The organism is Pseudomonas sp. NFPP07, from assembly GCF_900115645.1.
GTDB lineage: Bacteria > Pseudomonadota > Gammaproteobacteria > Pseudomonadales > Pseudomonadaceae > Aquipseudomonas > Aquipseudomonas chlororaphis.
The window spans coordinates 67,803-83,791 of record NZ_FOXG01000004.1 but is presented as its reverse complement, the minus strand read 5'-3'; the positions used below and the strand labels follow the sequence as shown (position 1 = coordinate 83,791).

Here is a 15,989-nt window from a genome sequence, read left to right as displayed (position 1 = left end):
GAGGCTTTATCGCGAGCAAGCTCGCTCCTACAGGGCGCTGGACGCTGGCGCAGCATCGCGGCAGCATGGACGCCTTCATTTTGGGGGCTTGGATATGCGACGTCTGCCTTCCCTGGCGGCATTACGGACTTTCGAGTGCGCGGCGCGGCATGCGCATTTTGGTCGGGCGGCGGCCGAGCTGTGTGTCACCGACAGCGCGGTGAGCCATCAGATCCGCCAGCTCGAAGAGCAACTCGGGGTGTCGTTGTTCGTCCGCGAGGGCCGGCAGATCCGCCCGACCCCGGCGGCCGGGCGGCTGATGCAGAGCCTGCAGCAGGCTTTCGAGCTGATCGGCGAAGCCTGCGATGAGCTGCGCGATCCGTCTTCCCTGGCGGTGCTGCGCCTGGCGGTGACCGCCGAGCTGGCGCAGAAATGGCTGATGAGCCGGCTGGCGGACTTTTCCGCGCGTTACCCGCATATCACCCTGCATCTCTATGAACAGCCGATCGACGCCAGCGTGCCGGGTGAAGACATCGACCTGGCGATCACCTATGGCAGCGGCCCGCAGGACAGCAGCGCCTACTTCGTGCGGCCGTTGCCGAGCCTGCAGTTCTTCCCTGTGTGCAGCCCCGGGCTGTTCAACCAGGGCACCCTGAAAAGCCCGCGGGACCTGGCCCGCCATTGCCTGTTGCACGACGATCAGGACGGCAAGACCTGGACCGCCTGGCTGAGCAGCCACGCCGGCGATTTGCGCCCGGCGCGCCAGTTGTATCTCGCCCACGCCGGGCTGGCGCTGGAAGCGGCGGCGCAAGGGCAGGGCGTGGCCATGGGCGACAATCTCACGGCCCAGGAAGACTTGCTCAATGGCCGTCTGGTCCGGCCCTTCAACGCCGTCAGCATGACCGCCCTGGGACAGTACGCCCTGGTGTGCGAGCGGGTGCGCCTGGAGCGCCCGGCGCTGATGCAGTTGCTGGACTGGTTCAGCGATCAGTTGAGCGATTGATGAGTTGAATTCAACTGTCGTGCAATATTCATCGTTGGTGCCTTGACCCGGCGCGGCGCTAGTTTGATGGCCATTCCCCAGCACCGACGAGGTTTGCCCCATGGCCCGATTGCTCGACACCACTCCTAAACACGATGGTTTCCGCCTGCCCGGCGAATTCGAAGCCAAGGCCGGTTGCTGGCTCGGCTGGCCGGAGCGCACCGACGTCTGGCGCAATGGCGCCAAGCCGGCGCAGAAGGTCTGGGTGCGGATCGTTACCGCGATTGCTCAGAGCGAACCGGTCACCGTCTGTGCTTCCGCCGCCCAGTTCGCCAATGCCCGCCGGCTGTTGCCGCCGCAGGTGCGGGTGGTGGAAATGACCTGCAACGACACTTGGTTCCGCGACAGCGGGCCGTGCTTCGTGGTCAACGAGCAGAGCGGCGAAGTGCGCGGCGTCGACTTCGAGTTCAACGCCTATGGCGGCCTCGACGGCGGCCTGTATTACCCCTGGGACAAGGACGACCAGATCGCCGCCAAGATCCTCGAAATCGAAAACCTCGACCGCTACCGCGCGCCACTGATCGCCGAACTGGGCGGCATCCAGAGCGATGGCCAGGGCAGTCTCCTCACCACCGAGCAGTGCCTGCTCAACCGTAATCGCAACCAGCACCTGGGCAAGGCCGAGGTCACTCGGCGCCTCACCGACTACCTGGGCGCGGAGCAGGTGATCTGGCTGCCGCGCGGCTGCAAGTTCGACGAGACCGACGGCCATGTCGACGATCTGGCGTGCTTCGTGCGCCCCGGCGAAGTGGTGCTGCAATGGACCGACAACCGCGACGACCCGCAGTGGGAAATCTACCAGGAGGCCTACGACATCCTGCGCAGCACCCGCGACAGCCGTGGCCGCGAGCTGGTGGTGCACAAGCTGCCGCAGCCGGACGTGCTGGAATGGACCGCCGCCGAAGCCGAAGGCCTGGACCAGCTGGACAGCACCCATGCGCGCCAGGCCGGCACGCGGATCTGTGCCTCGTACATCAACTACTACGCCGGCAACAGCGCGATCGTGGTGCCGCTGTTCGGCGACCGTAACGACAAAACAGCGTTGGCCACCCTGGCCGAACTCTTTCCCCGGCACCGCATCGTCGGCATCGACAATTCACGGGAAATCCTCCTCGGCGGCGGCAACGTCGCCTGCATCACCATGCCGCAATACGCGGCTCCCCGGCGCACCGGCGAAGAGGGCTGAACATGAACCTGCACAGGCTGGGCGGCGCGTTGCTGCTGGTGCTGGCGCCGTTGTGCGCCCAGGCGGCCGACGAGGCCGAACCCACGGTCAATCTGTATATCTGGGGCGAGTACCTGGCCCCGGACACCCTGGACAACTTCGAGCGCCAGACCGGCATCCGCGTGGTGGTCGATCACTTCGATTCCCTGGAAACCGTGGAGACCAAGCTGCTGACCGGGCGCAGCGGCTACGACCTGGTGCTGACCGCCGGCCAGCACCTGTCCCGGGCCATCGCCAGCGGCGCGCTTCAGCCCCTGGACAAGTAGCGCCTGCCGCACCTGGCCGGGGTCGGCGAGGAGTTCCGCCAGCATATGGCGGTGTTCGACCCGGGCAACCGTTATGCCGGGATCTATGCCTGGGGCACCACCGGTGTCGGTTATCAGGAGCAGGCGGTCAGCCAGCGCCTGGCGCAGGCGCCGCGGGACAGCTGGGCGATGCTGTTCGATCCGGCGGTGGTGGCGAAATTCGCCGACTGCGGGGTCAGCCTGCTCAACGATCCCAACGAGGTGTTCGCCGCGGTAATGAAGTACCTGGGCCTGGACATCAACCGGCAGAACCTCGACGACTTGAAACTCGCCGAGCAGCAACTGGCGAAGATCCGGCCCTATATCCGCTACTTCGACAACGACCTGAACATCAGCGACCTGGCCAACGGCAACACCTGCGTGGCCATGTCGTGGAACGGCAACGTGGCGATCGCCGCCGGGCAGGCCGAGGCGGCGCATAAGCCCTTCACCTTGCGCTATCGCATCCCCAGGGAGGGCACGCTGATCTGGTTCGACGCCATGGTCATTCCCAGGGATGCACCGCACCCGGAGGCCGGGCTGGCGTTGATGGATTACCTGATGACCCCGCAGGTGATCGCGCCGATCACCGACACCATCCATTACGCCAACGCCATCAACGCCGCGGATGCCCTGGTCGATCCGGCGATCCGCAACGACCCCGGCACCTATCCGCCCCCCGAGGTGCGGGCCTCGTTGTACAGCAAGAACGACAACGGCAAGGCCTTCAACCGCGCGTTGATCCGCGCCTTCAGCCGCCTCAAGTCGGGGCTGTGAGCGCGCGCCAGGCGGCGTAGGCTTGCGCCAGGCAGCGGGCGCAGGGCCGATAACCGGCGCTGCGGGCGCTGGCCTCGTCGGCAAAGAACACCCGCTGGCGGACATACCCGCCGCGGGCGATGGCGCGCAGGGCGGCCGGGCAGTCCAGCCGCCCGTAGATCCGGCTGCCACGGTGGCCGCCGAGGGTGCCCGGTTGTTCGCTGAGAAAGGTGTTGCCCTGGGCATCGAGCAACCGCCAGCTTTTTTCGGCGTTCATCCGTCCCTCCTGCATCCGTCCCTCCTGTAGCCGCTGCCGAGCCTGCGAGGCTGCGATCGACCGCGTAGCGGTCGCCAGACCCGCGCCAACTGCATCGCCAGGTTTACGGGGCTGCGCCCCGATCGCAGCCTCGCGGGCTCGGCAGCGGCTACAAGTGTTGGCATCCGCTGTGCCTGCAATGAACACACCCGTCAGCGCGCCGGCACCCGCCACAGGTACCAGGCCGCCACTGTGCGATGCGGGCGCCAGGACAGGCCGATCTCGATCATCTGCTTGCGCGTCGGCTGCTGCTCCAGGCCCTTCAGGCGCCGGTAGTGTTCATCCCTCCTGTACCGCTGCCGAGCCTGCGAGGCTGCGATCGACCGCGTAGCGGTCGCCAGAACCGCGCCAACTGCATCGCCAGGTTTACGGGGCTGCGCCCCGATCGCAGCCTCGCGGGCTCGGCAGCGGCTACAAGTGTTGGCATCCGCTGTGCCTGCAATGAACACACCCGTCAGCGCGCCGGCACCCGCCACAGGTACCAGGCCGCCACCGTGCGATGCGGGCGCAAGGACAGGCCGATCTCGATCATCTGCTTGCGGGTCGGCTGCTGTTCCAGGCCCTTCAGGCGCCGGTAGCCTTCGCGCACGCCGAAGTCGTCGGCGGGCAGGATGTCCAGGCGTTCCAGGCTGTAGATCAGCAGCATCTCCACGGTCCAGCGACCGATGCCGCGCAGGCGGGTCAAGCGCTCGATCAGCGCCTCGTCGTCCATGGCCCGGGCCGCCTGATAATCCGGCACCACGCCGCTCAGGGTCGCCTCGGCGATGCCGCGGATAGTGGCGATCTTGCCGGCGGAAAAGCCACAGGCGCGCAATGGCTCGAAAGCGGTGGCGAGGATCTGCTCGGGGGAGGGGAAGGTTTGCCCATACAACCCCAGGAAACGCCCGAGAATCGCATCGCCGGCGCGAGCGTGCAGTTGCTGATAGGCAATCGCCCGCACCAGCGCCTCGCAGGGCTCGCGGGCCGGCTTGGCCTGGTGCAGGCACGGACCGACCGCCTCGATGTGACGAGCCCAGTCGGGGTCGAGCCCGGCCAGAAAGGCGCGGGCCTCAAGAAACGGATCGGGCATGGAGAGTCCTGGACCATGGGCGTTGCCAGAGATTAACCAGCAATGCCTGGCGCTGCACTCGGTCTCTTGCGCTGGAGTTCCGTGAACCTAGATCGAACGCTGATTGACCCGGCTGGACAGCGCCGCGGCGCTTTCCTTGCGTTCCGAGTAGCGGTCCACCAGCAGGTCGGCGCGGCCGCGCAGGAGCAGGGTGAACTTCATCAGTTCCTCCATCACATCCACCACCCGGTCGTAGAAGGGCGAGGCCTTCATGCGGTCGTCGTCATCGAATTCGAGAAAGGCCTTGGGCACCGAGGACTGGTTGGGGATGGTGAACATGCGCATCCAGCGGCCCAGCACGCGCAGCTGGTTGACCGTGTTGAACGACTGCGAGCCGCCGCAGACCTGCATCACCGCCAGGGTCTTGCCCTGGGTCGGGCGTACCGCGCCGAGGGCCAGGGGGATCCAGTCGATCTGCGCCTTGAACACCGCCGACATGGCGCCATGGCGTTCCGGCGAGCACCAGACCTGGCCCTCGGACCACAGCACCCGTTCGCGCAGTTCCCGGACCTTGGGGTGGTCCACCGGCGCATCGTCCGGCAGGGGCAGGCCGCTAGGGTCGAAGATGTAGGTTTCGGCGCCGAGGAACTCGAGAATGCGCGCCGCTTCCCGGGTCAGCAGGCGGCTGAACGAGCGCTCGCGGGTGGAGCCGTAGAGCAGCAGGATGCGCGGTTTGTGCGCGGCTGTTGCCGGGGTTTCCAGATGCTCCGGCGCCAAGGCTTGCAGCAGTTCAAGGTCAAGGGCGGACAGCGGTTCTTCGCTGGGCTTGCGGTCGTCGCTCATCACAGCGCTCCGATGCGGTCGAGGGCATTTTTCAGCTCGGTGGGCGAGAGGTGGTCGAGGTCCAGGGCGAAGAAGGCGGCGCAGCGCTGGCGGATTTTCTGCACGGTCTGCTCGAAGGCGGCCTGGATTGCCTGCTCATCGCCCTGGACCTCCGAAGGGTCCTCCAGCCCCCAGTGGCTTTTCAGCGCCGGGCCGAAATACACCGGGCAGGGCTCGCCACTGGCTTTGTCGCAGACGGTGATGACGATATCGGGCGGGCTGTCGGCGAAGACTTCCGAACCTTTGCTGTACAGGCCTGCGGTGCTGATACGGGCCTGTTCCAGGGTGGCCAGGGCGCGGGCGTTGAGCGTGCCGCTGGGGAAGCTGCCCGAACTCACCGCCTGATGAGCGGCCGGCGCCAGATGGTTGAACAGGGCTTCGGAAAGAACGCTGCGGCAGCTGTTGGCGGTGCACATGAAGAGGATTTTCATCGGGGGCTTCCGGGCAGAGGGGGAGCCATGACGTTAAACAGGCGTCACGGGCTTGAATATATGGTTATTCGAATATACGGATGTGAAAGAGCGTTGCCAAGCTGCCGATAGGGGGGAGCGACCGAGCGCAGTTGCGCGTCTCGGTTCCGGATTGGGCAGGGGGGCTGCGCGCGCAGCCGCTTCCAGGCGGGCACCCAAAACTGGGACAAAAAACTGCTGGCGCTGGCTCCCGCCGCGCTGGCTGCTGCGCTGCTGGTCCTGCGCACGTCATGGGAGGACCCGCTGTTGCAGGCCGAGTTGCCCGGTTATGCCGACTATTGCCAGCGGGTGCGCTGGCGCTTGGTTCCCGGCCTCTGGTGAGCCTCGGGAGCGATTACGCCCGGACGAAATGGCGCTGGCGCAAAAGCCGCTTTGCTACAGCAACTGGTCGATCAGCACCGCGTTGCTGTAGATCAGGCTGCCATCGCTGGCTCGGTGCCCCACCAGGTGGAACTGGCCGCGACCGTGCTGCAAATAGACGCGCATCCGGCAGTCGGACAGAGGGGCGTACCCCTCGGGCATGATCAGCTCCATGGTGTCCATGTCGACGTCGACCATGGCGTCCTGTTCATGGGTTTTCTGCAGGCGTTCCTCGGCTTCTTCCAGGCGCAGGTGCAGGGGGCCATCGACGTAGAAATGGATCTCTCCCAGCGGCGTGGATTTTTGCCCATCGCCGGCCTTGCACCAGCCTTCGATTGTCAGGGCGCTCATGACGAGACCTCCAGTGTGAATGACAGGGCGTTGTGGCGCGGCCCCATTCTCAATGCCATCACTGTTCAGACCGTTGCGAGGGTTGGTTCGTTTCCTTGGCGGGTGCCTGGCGGGCTACCGCGGGTCGCGTCAGGTCTTCGCGCTCCGATGGTCGCAAACGCCAGGCTTTTGCCAGCTTGCGCGCCACCTTGCCCGGCAGCACCGTGGATCCGCTATGCCGCACCAATCTGGCATGCTCGGCCAGCCCCTTGACCAGCACGGCCCATTCCGGCCGCGGGTCGTTGACATAGTCCCAACCCAGCCCCAGCCAGGGGCAACGCCCACCGATCCAGGCCTGCACCGCGGGTGTCGCACGCCGGACATAATCAGGGGCCTTGGCCGCCTTGGGCCGGAGCGCGCGCGCCTTGACGGCCGGTATCTGCAAGCGTGGGGTGCCGTCTGCCTCCTGGGTCACCTGCATGGCCCCGAGCAAGGCGATGTCGAAAGGCACCGGCTGGCTTTGGGCGGCATAAAAATACGCCAGGCGCCGGATGCTGTCGTAGTCGGCAACGGCGCGGTACAGGTAGGCGCAGATCACACCCAGCATGGGGTCGGCATGCTTTTTATGGCACACGCCAGCGGCGAACCGGTCGATGTCTTCGGCCTGTAGCCGGCCAGCGGCGAAATCGTCGATCGCGCCGAGCATCGCCAGGTATCTGTCGGGGGCCTTGGGCATTCCATAGGCCTGGAAAATATCGCCGAGGGGGCTGGGCATCACCACGGCGTACTGACCCGCATAAGGCACCACCGGGGTGGAGGTGCCATCGGCCAGTTCCACCAGGACCGGCATTCCCTGGGGATCGCTGGTGGCGCGGAACGTCTCGAACCGCGAGGAGCTGTCCAGTCGCTCGATCCGGGCCCGGGACAGGAGCTTCGCGCCCTTGCCGTAGACGATCAGGTTGGCCTCGCCGGGGTCGCCGATCTGCTTCATCCGGCGGCGAACCTCGGTGGCCGCGGACTTGCGCATATCGGCGGCGGCATCCGCTTCCAGGCGCTGGACCAGCGCCTTGACCTTCTGTTTCTTCTCGGGAAAACGCGGGCTCTGCTGGCGGAGCACCACCAGATCCTGCAGCAGATCCTTGCTCGAGTCGGGAATGCTGATCATCTGGTCGGCGGGAACCGCCAGGTCATGCTGCTTGAGCCCGAAATCGGCACCGAGCATGCGCTCGCGAAAGGCCGCGTCGCTGTGTACCCGCTCAAGGTTGCGCTCGGCGGAATCCGCCGGGCCAGCCGCCGGGGACGGGCCCATGGTGGCGGCGTTGCCCGCGGCCGGCCACGGTTGCAACCCGGCGGGGCCCGGCAACGGCTGGGCGGTGTTGTAGAGCACGGCCGGTTCCGGATCGACCAGGCACTGCGGGTTGAGCTTGAGGCGATACTCTTTCGCCCGCTCGGTGGTGCGCGAGCGCACGCACATGCCGAGGGTCGCGGTGGTGATCAGGCCATTGCTGATGGCGGTCGGCTCGATGCCCCACAGCGCATCGGCGATCACCCCGGAGAACACGCATTTGCCCGGAACGCCGGACATCGGTTCGGACACCATGTAACCCAGCTGCCCGTCCTGGCAGGCGGCCAGGCGGTCGAACCTGGGGTTTTCCACTTGCGTGCCTTGCACGACGATTCCGCGCACTGCATCCAGTCGCGTCAGGTCGAGGTTCTTCGGCGCCTCGCGGCAGGCATCGGTGATCAGGGTGATGCGCTGCACGCCGTGCAGCAGCAGCTCGGTGTAGAACGAGTCGGCCAGGACGCGGTACTTCTGGCGCAGCGAGTCGCTGAACAGCCAGGAGATCGAGCCGATATTCGCGTCGGTCAGGCCGTGGCCGCAAAACGCCAGGATCAATTGCTCGACCACTTCGGCGCCCGAGGGAAACAGCTCATCCACCGCTTGTTGCACCCGTTCGCGGGTGACCGGATTGCCCTGGCCGTCTATGGGACCGTCGTCGACGATCCTGACGTTGTCGGCGCCGAAGCCCGAGCGCAGCGCCCAGTCGCCGATCGAACGGGCGGCGAGCACGGCGCCATCCAGGTAGGCGAAGCGCAGCGTCTGGTTTGGCAACGGCGTCAGCGTGCTCACGCCAATCGCCAGGCAGGTCCGTCTAGTCATGGGAGTGCGCCACCTTGCGCGTAGTCAGGAGCCAGAGATCGACTCGGGGGAGCATCACCGGCCAGTGCCAGCGCGGCCGATCGCCGGGTGCCAGGCGTTCGACCAGCATGATGGCCCCGGCCACCAGCATCAGCGGAATGTGCCAGGCCCCGCCCAGCAGCGGCATCAGCATCCAGGCCCAGCATGAGGCGATGCACCAGGCGCCGTGGCTTGCGCCGAAGACCAGGCAATCGCGGTCGGCGGCCCAGCCGAAGAGGCCGATCCGGCGCAGGCGGTGGCCGCGGTTGAGAGCCGCGCGTTGCCACGGGCTGGCACTCCACAGCAGGGCAACCAGCAGGGCCGTGGCCAGCGCCGCGTCGGCGACGCTCAGTTGCAGCAACAAGGCGAGCACCATCAGCAGCGGTCCGGCGGTGAGCCATAAGGCGCTGTAGCCGAGCAGGAAACCGAGCGCCGCGCGAATGCGCCGGCGCGGCAGGCTGGAACGCCAGACATGCATGAGTGGCATTGCCAGCAGCGGCGGCATCATCGCCAGCAGCATCAGGGCCCAGTCCGCCAGCATCTGTTGCACCGGGTTCAGGGCCAGCTCGGCCTCCAGCACGGTGGGCCAACTGGCAACGATGGACTGCGCGGAACCGCAGAAGGCGGGCAGGGTGCTGTGCCCGGCGGTGTAGAGGCACAGGGCGAGGCCCAGCCCGGCCGTCGCGAACAGCAACGGCCAGGGCGCCCGGGTGAAGCTGAGCAAGACCGGTCCGGGTTGCATGAGGCGTGACTCAGCTGACGATACCACTGCGCTTGAGCACGCTGATCCGCTCCACGGTCACCGGTTTATCCGCCGATACCTGCTCGCCTGGGACCAGGGTCACCCGCAGATAGTCGGGATCGAAATCGCCGGCATCGGTCAGCCGCTGGGCCAGGTCGGTGATGTCGATCGTATAGCCGAGCCCGTGGCCGCCATGGCCGCCGTCTGGGCGTGAGGCGACGTTCAGCCCGAACAGCGTCAGGCTGCCGGCATGGCACTCGGGATGCTGCTGCGGATCGCTGTCTTTCGGCAGGTTGATGTACACCGCAAGCTGCGGCGAGGGCGCGGAGCCGCGCACCGATTCCAGCGCCAGGTAGAGCCGGGTCACCGGCTGGCCCAGGTCCGTCGCGCCCATCGCGGCGATACCGGTGCTGGTGGCCTGGCGGTCGAGGTCGACCTGGGTGCGCACCGGCGCGCCGCCGACCGTGACCACCGAACGGTTGGCACCGATCGGTTCGATGTTCTGTTGTTCCGGCGCACCCATCTTGACCCGTGTCACGGCCTCTACTCCTGGTTTCACGCCCGTGCCGATGCTCAAGTCGGCATAGCGCGGGTGCAATTTGCCATCCTTCAATGTGTCGCGGCCGGTGAACTTCATGCCAGGGTCATTGCCGCCGACCTGGGGCATGATGAAACGGCGGTCGGCCGGACCGTCGAGCCAGCGCGGATCGCGGACCATGGTCTTGCCCGGGGTGTTCATCCAGGCCTCCCAGAGCCGGTCGACGTTGCAATGGTGCAACCAGAAGAGCGGGTCCAGGGCGGCGAGGTACGGGTCGGCCATGAAGCCTTCGCCCCCGCCGATCAGGCGATGCACGGTGTTGTGCGGGTTGTTCTCCAGGTCGCCGGTCCAGCGGGCGAACTGGGCGAAATTGCCGGTGACCCCGCCGCCGAAGCCGATGCTGCCGTCATTGCCGACCTGGAAATCGTTCTCCTGCATCGCCGCCAGGCTGAAGGCATCGAGGGAGTTCGGCCGCAGCATGGTAAAGCCCTGCCGGCGAGGGTATTTCTTCAGCGGGTTGGGGCTGCCGTCAGGCAGGGTGTCGGCCAGGAACGCCTCCGGGGCCCGCCGCGCATCCGGGTTTTTGCTATTGAGGTAGTTCCAGTACGGCAGCGCCCAGTCGTCGCCCGTCAGTTCCTTGACCTTGGCCGCGACAATCGCCTCGAAGGCCGCCAGGTAGCCGCGGTGCCAGGACAGGAAGTACCAACTGCCGTGCTGGCACTGGCTGCCGTAGGTAAAGTTGGTCAGGTCCTTGGGAACCGGATCGGAATCGCCCAGGACATTCACCTCGACCCACAATTGCCGATCGAAGCCGTGGATGGCGCCGAGGAACTTCCAGCTGTTGCGGTTGGTGATCGGTAGTTTGTCCAGCTCGCGCATGGCCAGCGCGTAGTTGAGCAAGACCTTGTTGTCCCATCCGGAGCCGAGTGTTGCCACATCCTGTCGGATCGTGTTCATGAATGCACCTTCCTTGCAGCATCAGGCCAGGTGACGCGTATGGCGCCACACCCCTCGCAATCCTTTGCCGCTGGCGACTTCATGTTCACGGCGGAACTGCGCTCAGGAGGCCCGCAGTGCCGGTGCGCGCCTCGTCGAAAATGAGTATAGAGGCCTGGCAAAAACGCCATGGCCGATTCCCATTATCCCGATGAACGACACGGGTTTCGGGGGCTTGGGCGGACGGACGGGGGATTGGCCCGGGTGCAATGAAGGTGGGTCACAACGCCTGCAGCAGGCGCTGCAATTGCTGGTGTTCCCAGATGCTCAGCAGTTTGACCGGGTCGGTGCCGTAGCGCTGCCAGGCGTCGAGCGTTTCGACCCGGCCATCCGGCGAGCGGCATTGCTCGCAGTGGCTCAGGGTCTGGCCATGGTTGACCAGGGTCAGGGTCCAGCCTTCGATGTCGAGTCGTACCTGCCAGCTATCGTCCGCCGCCAATACGCGCTGGCTCGATGGGCCCAGGGTACGGGTGCCGAGGGCCAGCTCTCTGAGCACTTGGCAGATTTCGCGGGCGGTGAGGGTGGGGGTGGCTGGCATGGGACGGTCTCGGGTATGGGCGGCGGCTATTTTGCCATTGTTGCGGGCCGGCATCAGGCGGGATGACGGATTCCCTGGGCTGAAAAAAATGCCCGTATCGCGCGATACGGGCATTTTCCATGGACTTCCACCTGGTCCAGGCGGGGCCGGCCGGGAGGCCACCAGCGGTATTCAGGGGCGGGGGCAAGGCTTACTTGGCGGACTTTCGCACACTGGACGAGCGCCAGGCCTTTTCTTCCCCGGGATGCTGCAGGGTCAGGTAGGCCCTCACGCCCAGTCCCGCCAGACAAAAGACCATGCCTGCGATGAATTGAAATGTAGTCATGACATGCCTCCAAAACAATCAACAGGAGACCATCTCATTTAAGCGCTGCCTGGGCCAGCCGGAGTTGTTACAGGTTGTCTAAGGACGAGCTCATCCGGCTGATGAAGGAGGGCGTAACGGCAATAGTGCCGGCTCGGGGTTCAACTGGTCGGCACGCGGGCCGGTTCCGCGCTGGCGACCTTCGCCGGCCGGGCATGCAACAAGGTGTTCAGGGCCTGGCGGTAGCGCTCGCCGGCCAGGCGCATGCTGTTGTTGTGGGTGGCTCCGGGAACCAGCAGCAGTTGCTTGGGCTGTCGCGCGGCGTCGAACAATTGCTGGCTGAAGCGCGCCGGCACGTAGCGGTCGTCCAGGCCGTGGACGATCAGCAGCGGCATGCCGATATGGGCGATCTTGTCCAGGGAGTCGAACTTCTGCGACAGCAGCCAGCGCACCGGCAGCGAGGTATTGCCCAGCTCGGCGGCGATATCGGCCAGGGAGGTGAACGAGGATTCGACGATCAAGCCACTGGCCGGGATCGGCGAGCCGTCGCTGGCCGCCTGTTGCCCCAGTTGCGCGGCCAGTTCCACCGCCACCGCGCCGCCCAGGGAATGGCCGTAGATCAGGCGTTTGCCGGCGTCGGGTTGCAGCCTTTGCAACTGCTCCCAGGCGATCCGCGCGTCCTCATAGACGCTGGTTTCCGACGGTGGCTCGCCCAGGCTCTGGCCGAAGCCGCGATAGTCGATGGCCAGCACCGAGAACCCCAGGGCGTGCAGTTGCTCGATGCGGAACAGCTGCCCGGTGAGGTTCCAGCGCACCCCATGCAGATAAAGGACGGCCGGCGCATCGGCCCGCTGGGCCGGCCACCACCAGGCATGAATGTTCTGCTCGGGCTTGAGGCTGTCGCCCTTGAACTGCAGTTCGCGTACTCCGGCCGGCAGGCCGCGATACCAACTGGCATTGCCCGGCTCGACGCGAAACACCAGTTCGCGCTCCTTGTGCTCCAGCACCTGGCAGCCCACCGGCAGGCCTATCAACAGCGCAGTCATGCCAAGCAGCGACCACCAGCGAGGTCGCCAGCGCGAGAAGAATGAGGAGGACATGGGCTGTGGCACCGCGTACGGATAAAAACCGCGTTTTAGCAGATGTCCCACCGGCGCAATAATCATTTCGCCAATCCGTGGCCGGGGATGCTTTACAAAATGTGGCGGCTGACCCCGGGGCAGGGCGTTGAAAGATAAGGTCACAGCCCTTGAGGCGGATTGTCAGTCCATTGATGAAAAGCTGAGCATCTGCCTTCAGGGTTTTGATTTATTGGATCCATTATTTCTGGGTCCTGTAGCCATTCACGGCCACAGGATCCTCAACAGTCTGCGCCTTTTGAGTCTGGTCGATAATCGCCCGCAAATATCAGTCAATAGCTGTTTGGTTAAGTCATTGATTTTCGTCTTTTAAATAAAAGTACCTGAGCATTTCTCCAGGTATTTCAGCCAATTTTCCATGGACTCCCTGGATTTCACCTCTTGTTAATGGATCCATTGGATGGTTGATTAGCCACCTGGCGATGGCGGGTCCCTCCCGACCGTCCCCCGATAAAAACTACAAGAAGGGTCTCGTCATGAATGGCTTATCAAGGGCGCGGAACTGCCTGGGTTCCGTCCGCCGTCTGTCTGTGTGCACGCCGCTGTTTTCCCTCTCGCCGTCGCCGGTAGGCGGTGTGGAGGTGCGCTCATGACGCTCGACCTCAAGAGCCGCGTGGACAGCGGCCCGATGAGTTCCTTCCAATGCCTGGCCATCGGCATCTGCATGGTCTTGAACATGATCGATGGCTTCGACGTGCTGGTGATGGCCTTCACCGCGGCCTCGGTCTCGGCCGAGTGGGGGCTGAACGGGGCGCAGGTCGGCCTGCTGCTCAGCGCCGGGCTGTTCGGCATGGCGGCGGGTTCGCTGTTTATCGCGCCCTGGGCCGACCGGTTTGGCCGGCGCCCATTGATCCTGTTCTGCCTGGCGCTGTCCGGGCTCGGCATGCTGCTCTCGGCCCTGAGCCAGACACCCCTGCAACTGGCGCTGCTGCGCGGCCTGACGGGTCTGGGTATCGGCGGCATCCTGGCCAGCAGCAACGTGATCGCCAGCGAATATTCCAGCAAGCGTTGGCGCGGCCTGGCGGTCAGCCTGCAATCCACCGGTTATGCCCTGGGCGCCACCCTGGGCGGGCTGCTGGCGGTGTGGTTGCTGAGCCATTGGGGCTGGCGCTCGGTGTTCCTGTTCGGCGGCGCGGTGACCTGGCTGGTGATTCCGCTGGTGCTGCTGTGGCTGCCAGAGTCTCTGGACTTTCTGCTTGCCCGCCGCCCGGGCAATGCCCTGGTGCGGATCAATCGCCTGGCCCGGCGCCTGGAGCAACCTGAGCTTGAACAGTTACCGCCAGAGCTGCCCAGGCAGCCCGGTGCGCCCAGCGGTTTCGGCCAGTTGCTGGCGCCGGCCATGCGCCGCACCACCTTGCTGATCTGGCTGCTGTTTTTCCTGGTGATGTTCGGCTTCTACTTCGTCATGAGCTGGACCCCGAAACTGCTGGTGGCCGCCGGGCTGTCGGCGCAGCAGGGGATCACCGGCGGGGTGCTGCTCAGCGTCGGCGGGATCTTCGGCGCGGCGCTGGTCGGCGGCCTGGCCTCGCGCTGGCCCCTGGGCCGAGTGCTGGCGCTGTTCATGCTGATCACCGCCGGCCTGCTGGTGCTGTTTGTCGGCTCGGCCTCGTCGATCGCCGCGGCGCTTGGCCTGGGCCTGCTGATCGGGCTGTTTGCCAACGGCTGCGTGGCCGGCCTCTACGCGCTGTCGCCGGTGGTCTACGACGCCTCGGTGCGTGCCACGGGTGTCGGCTGGGGCATTGGCATTGGCCGCATCGGCGCGATTCTTTCGCCGACCGTGGCCGGCTTCCTGCTGGATGGCGGCTGGCAGCCGCTGCATCTGTACGGGGTGTTTGCCAGCGTGTTCGTGATCGCCGCCGGCTGCCTGTTGCTGCTCAAGCCGGCCCGGACCCGGGCGCAGCCGGCGATGGTCGGGGCCTAGCCACTAGTGATGGCCCTGGCCGCTGATGATGGCGTCGGCGATGGTGTCGCAGAACCAGCGCAGGGCGGCGGAGCTGTCGCTGTTGGGGTGCCAGTTCAGGGACACGGCGAACTCGGCCACCGGGAACGGCAGTTCGAGCATCTTCAGCTCGCCCTCGTGGATGAACAGCCGGGCGATCTGCGCCGGCAGCACCGCCAGTAGGTCGGTGCCGGGAATGATTTTCGGCAGCACCGAGAAGTGCGGCACATGCAGGCTGATACGCCGTTCCACATTCATGTTTTTCAGCACGTCTTCGACATTGCCGTGGCCGCTGGTGCGGGTCACGGCGACGTGCCGTTCGGCGAGGAACTGTTCGAGGCTCAACTGCTGGTCGATGCGCGGATGGCCGGTGCTCAGCAGGCACACATAACGCTCGTGCATCAGCACCCGGCTGCGGATACCGGGGACCGGCTGGCGGCAGATCGCGGCATCGACCTTGCCGCTGGCCAGCCACTCGCCGACCTGGTCCACCTGCAGCGGCAGGACCTCGACTTCGGCCAGCGGCGCGTCCTGGTTCAGGCGCGCCAGGATCAGCGGCAAAAAGCCGATTTCGCCGAGGTCGGAGAGGGCGATGCGAAAGCGCCGCTCGGTGCTCGCCGGGTCGAACTGGCGGCAGCCCTGCACGGTGCTTTCGATGCGGGTCAGGGATTCGCGCAAGGGGCCGTACAGCTGCTCGGCGACAAAGGTCGGCTGGATGCCGTCGCGGGTGCGGCTGAACAGCGCGTCGTCGAACAGCTCGCGCAGGCGCGCCAGGCCATAGCTGACCGAGGGCTGGGTGACGAACAGACGCTCGGCCGCCAGGGTCACGCTGCGGGCTTCGTAGAGGGTGACGAAGGTGCGGATCAGGTTCAGATCGATGTGGCTCATACCGCCTCTGCTGCCGTTATGAACATAGATAGGT

General features: G+C 65.8%; 15 protein-coding genes and 2 pseudogenes. 4 read left to right on the top strand and 13 right to left on the bottom strand.

Annotation, left to right across the window (positions count from 1 at the left end; all coding sequences use genetic code 11):
• The first annotated feature begins 94 nt into the window (after positions 1-94).
• From BM019_RS11545 to BM019_RS11535, 3 genes and pseudogenes are all read left to right on the top strand, one after another.
• Positions 95-982: a LysR substrate-binding domain-containing protein gene (locus BM019_RS11545; RefSeq protein WP_092418313.1), complete on the top strand. Its 888-nt coding sequence runs from the start codon at positions 95-97 to the stop codon at positions 980-982.
• Positions 983-1,082: 100 nt separating this feature from the next.
• A complete protein-coding gene (aguA, locus tag BM019_RS11540) occupies positions 1,083-2,207 on the top strand; it encodes an agmatine deiminase (protein ID WP_092418312.1) in 1,125 nt (374 codons plus the stop codon).
• 2 nt (positions 2,208-2,209) lie between these two features.
• Positions 2,210-3,307 (top strand): annotated as a pseudogene (locus BM019_RS11535) (extracellular solute-binding protein).
• Here the strand turns inward: BM019_RS11535 and BM019_RS11530 are convergent.
• The 12 genes and pseudogenes from BM019_RS11530 to BM019_RS11475 form a co-directional block, all read right to left on the bottom strand.
• Entirely contained in the window at positions 3,291-3,563 is a 273-nt protein-coding gene (locus BM019_RS11530) for an Ada metal-binding domain-containing protein (protein WP_092418311.1), read from the bottom strand. The pseudogene BM019_RS11535 and the gene BM019_RS11530 sit on opposite strands and share 17 nt — an antisense overlap.
• Before the next feature lie 191 nt (positions 3,564-3,754).
• A pseudogene (locus BM019_RS31010) lies at positions 3,755-3,883 on the bottom strand (DNA-3-methyladenine glycosylase 2 family protein); the annotation flags it as partial.
• Positions 3,884-4,056: 173 nt separating this feature from the next.
• On the bottom strand, positions 4,057-4,671 hold the full coding sequence (locus tag BM019_RS11520) for a DNA-3-methyladenine glycosylase family protein (RefSeq protein ID WP_092418310.1): 615 nt from the start codon (positions 4,669-4,671) through the stop codon (positions 4,057-4,059).
• Between the two features lie 87 nt (positions 4,672-4,758).
• Positions 4,759-5,493, bottom strand: coding sequence for an arsenical resistance protein ArsH (gene arsH, locus BM019_RS11515; RefSeq protein ID WP_092418309.1), 735 nt, complete (start codon positions 5,491-5,493; stop codon positions 4,759-4,761).
• Complete coding sequence (locus BM019_RS11510; RefSeq protein WP_092418308.1) at positions 5,493-5,963, bottom strand: arsenate reductase ArsC; 471 nt, start codon at positions 5,961-5,963, stop codon at positions 5,493-5,495. Before BM019_RS11510 ends, arsH begins: the two co-directional genes overlap by 1 nt.
• Positions 5,964-6,377: 414 nt before the next feature.
• Complete coding sequence (locus BM019_RS11500) at positions 6,378-6,713, bottom strand: hypothetical protein (protein ID WP_085531274.1); 336 nt, start codon at positions 6,711-6,713, stop codon at positions 6,378-6,380.
• Positions 6,714-6,771: 58 nt separating this feature from the next.
• A complete protein-coding gene (locus tag BM019_RS11495; RefSeq protein WP_092418307.1) occupies positions 6,772-8,853 on the bottom strand; it encodes a hypothetical protein in 2,082 nt (693 codons plus the stop codon).
• On the bottom strand, positions 8,846-9,613 hold the full coding sequence (locus BM019_RS11490) for a copper chaperone (RefSeq protein WP_092418306.1): 768 nt from the start codon (positions 9,611-9,613) through the stop codon (positions 8,846-8,848). The genes BM019_RS11495 and BM019_RS11490 overlap by 8 nt, the downstream gene beginning before the upstream one ends.
• A gap of 10 nt (positions 9,614-9,623) precedes the next feature.
• On the bottom strand, positions 9,624-11,108 hold the full coding sequence (locus BM019_RS11485; RefSeq protein WP_092418305.1) for a tyrosinase family protein: 1,485 nt from the start codon (positions 11,106-11,108) through the stop codon (positions 9,624-9,626).
• Positions 11,109-11,367: 259 nt separating this feature from the next.
• Positions 11,368-11,685, bottom strand: a complete 318-nt coding sequence (locus tag BM019_RS11480) for a DUF7693 family protein (RefSeq protein ID WP_053260972.1) — start codon at positions 11,683-11,685, stop codon at positions 11,368-11,370.
• Positions 11,686-11,875: 190 nt separating this feature from the next.
• Positions 11,876-12,010, bottom strand: a complete 135-nt coding sequence (locus BM019_RS31170) for a hypothetical protein (RefSeq protein ID WP_007931277.1) — start codon at positions 12,008-12,010, stop codon at positions 11,876-11,878.
• Positions 12,011-12,150: 140 nt separating this feature from the next.
• Positions 12,151-13,089, bottom strand: a complete 939-nt coding sequence (locus BM019_RS11475) for an alpha/beta hydrolase (protein WP_092418578.1) — start codon at positions 13,087-13,089, stop codon at positions 12,151-12,153.
• 628 nt (positions 13,090-13,717) lie between these two features.
• Between BM019_RS11475 and BM019_RS11470 the strand changes: the two genes are divergently transcribed.
• Positions 13,718-15,049, top strand: coding sequence for an MFS transporter (locus BM019_RS11470; RefSeq protein ID WP_092418304.1), 1,332 nt, complete (start codon positions 13,718-13,720; stop codon positions 15,047-15,049).
• 3 nt (positions 15,050-15,052) lie between these two features.
• Here the strand turns inward: BM019_RS11470 and BM019_RS11465 are convergent, their stop codons facing one another.
• On the bottom strand, positions 15,053-15,955 hold the full coding sequence (locus tag BM019_RS11465) for a LysR family transcriptional regulator (RefSeq protein WP_092418303.1): 903 nt from the start codon (positions 15,953-15,955) through the stop codon (positions 15,053-15,055).
• Positions 15,956-15,989: the final 34 nt, after the last annotated feature.

Coding starts and splice junctions, on each gene's coding strand:
- BM019_RS11545 (WP_092418313.1), top strand. CDS start 95: ATGCGACGTCTGCCTTCCCTGGCGGCATTACGGACTTTCGAGTGCGCG.
- aguA (WP_092418312.1), top strand. CDS start 1,083: ATGGCCCGATTGCTCGACACCACTCCTAAACACGATGGTTTCCGCCTG.
- BM019_RS11530 (WP_092418311.1), bottom strand. CDS start 3,563: ATGAACGCCGAAAAAAGCTGGCGGTTGCTCGATGCCCAGGGCAACACC.
- BM019_RS11520 (WP_092418310.1), bottom strand. CDS start 4,671: ATGCCCGATCCGTTTCTTGAGGCCCGCGCCTTTCTGGCCGGGCTCGAC.
- arsH (WP_092418309.1), bottom strand. CDS start 5,493: ATGAGCGACGACCGCAAGCCCAGCGAAGAACCGCTGTCCGCCCTTGAC.
- BM019_RS11510 (WP_092418308.1), bottom strand. CDS start 5,963: ATGAAAATCCTCTTCATGTGCACCGCCAACAGCTGCCGCAGCGTTCTT.
- BM019_RS11500 (WP_085531274.1), bottom strand. CDS start 6,713: ATGAGCGCCCTGACAATCGAAGGCTGGTGCAAGGCCGGCGATGGGCAA.
- BM019_RS11495 (WP_092418307.1), bottom strand. CDS start 8,853: ATGACTAGACGGACCTGCCTGGCGATTGGCGTGAGCACGCTGACGCCG.
- BM019_RS11490 (WP_092418306.1), bottom strand. CDS start 9,613: ATGCAACCCGGACCGGTCTTGCTCAGCTTCACCCGGGCGCCCTGGCCG.
- BM019_RS11485 (WP_092418305.1), bottom strand. CDS start 11,108: ATGAACACGATCCGACAGGATGTGGCAACACTCGGCTCCGGATGGGAC.
- BM019_RS11480 (WP_053260972.1), bottom strand. CDS start 11,685: ATGCCAGCCACCCCCACCCTCACCGCCCGCGAAATCTGCCAAGTGCTC.
- BM019_RS31170 (WP_007931277.1), bottom strand. CDS start 12,010: ATGACTACATTTCAATTCATCGCAGGCATGGTCTTTTGTCTGGCGGGA.
- BM019_RS11475 (WP_092418578.1), bottom strand. CDS start 13,089: ATGTCCTCCTCATTCTTCTCGCGCTGGCGACCTCGCTGGTGGTCGCTG.
- BM019_RS11470 (WP_092418304.1), top strand. CDS start 13,718: ATGACGCTCGACCTCAAGAGCCGCGTGGACAGCGGCCCGATGAGTTCC.
- BM019_RS11465 (WP_092418303.1), bottom strand. CDS start 15,955: ATGAGCCACATCGATCTGAACCTGATCCGCACCTTCGTCACCCTCTAC.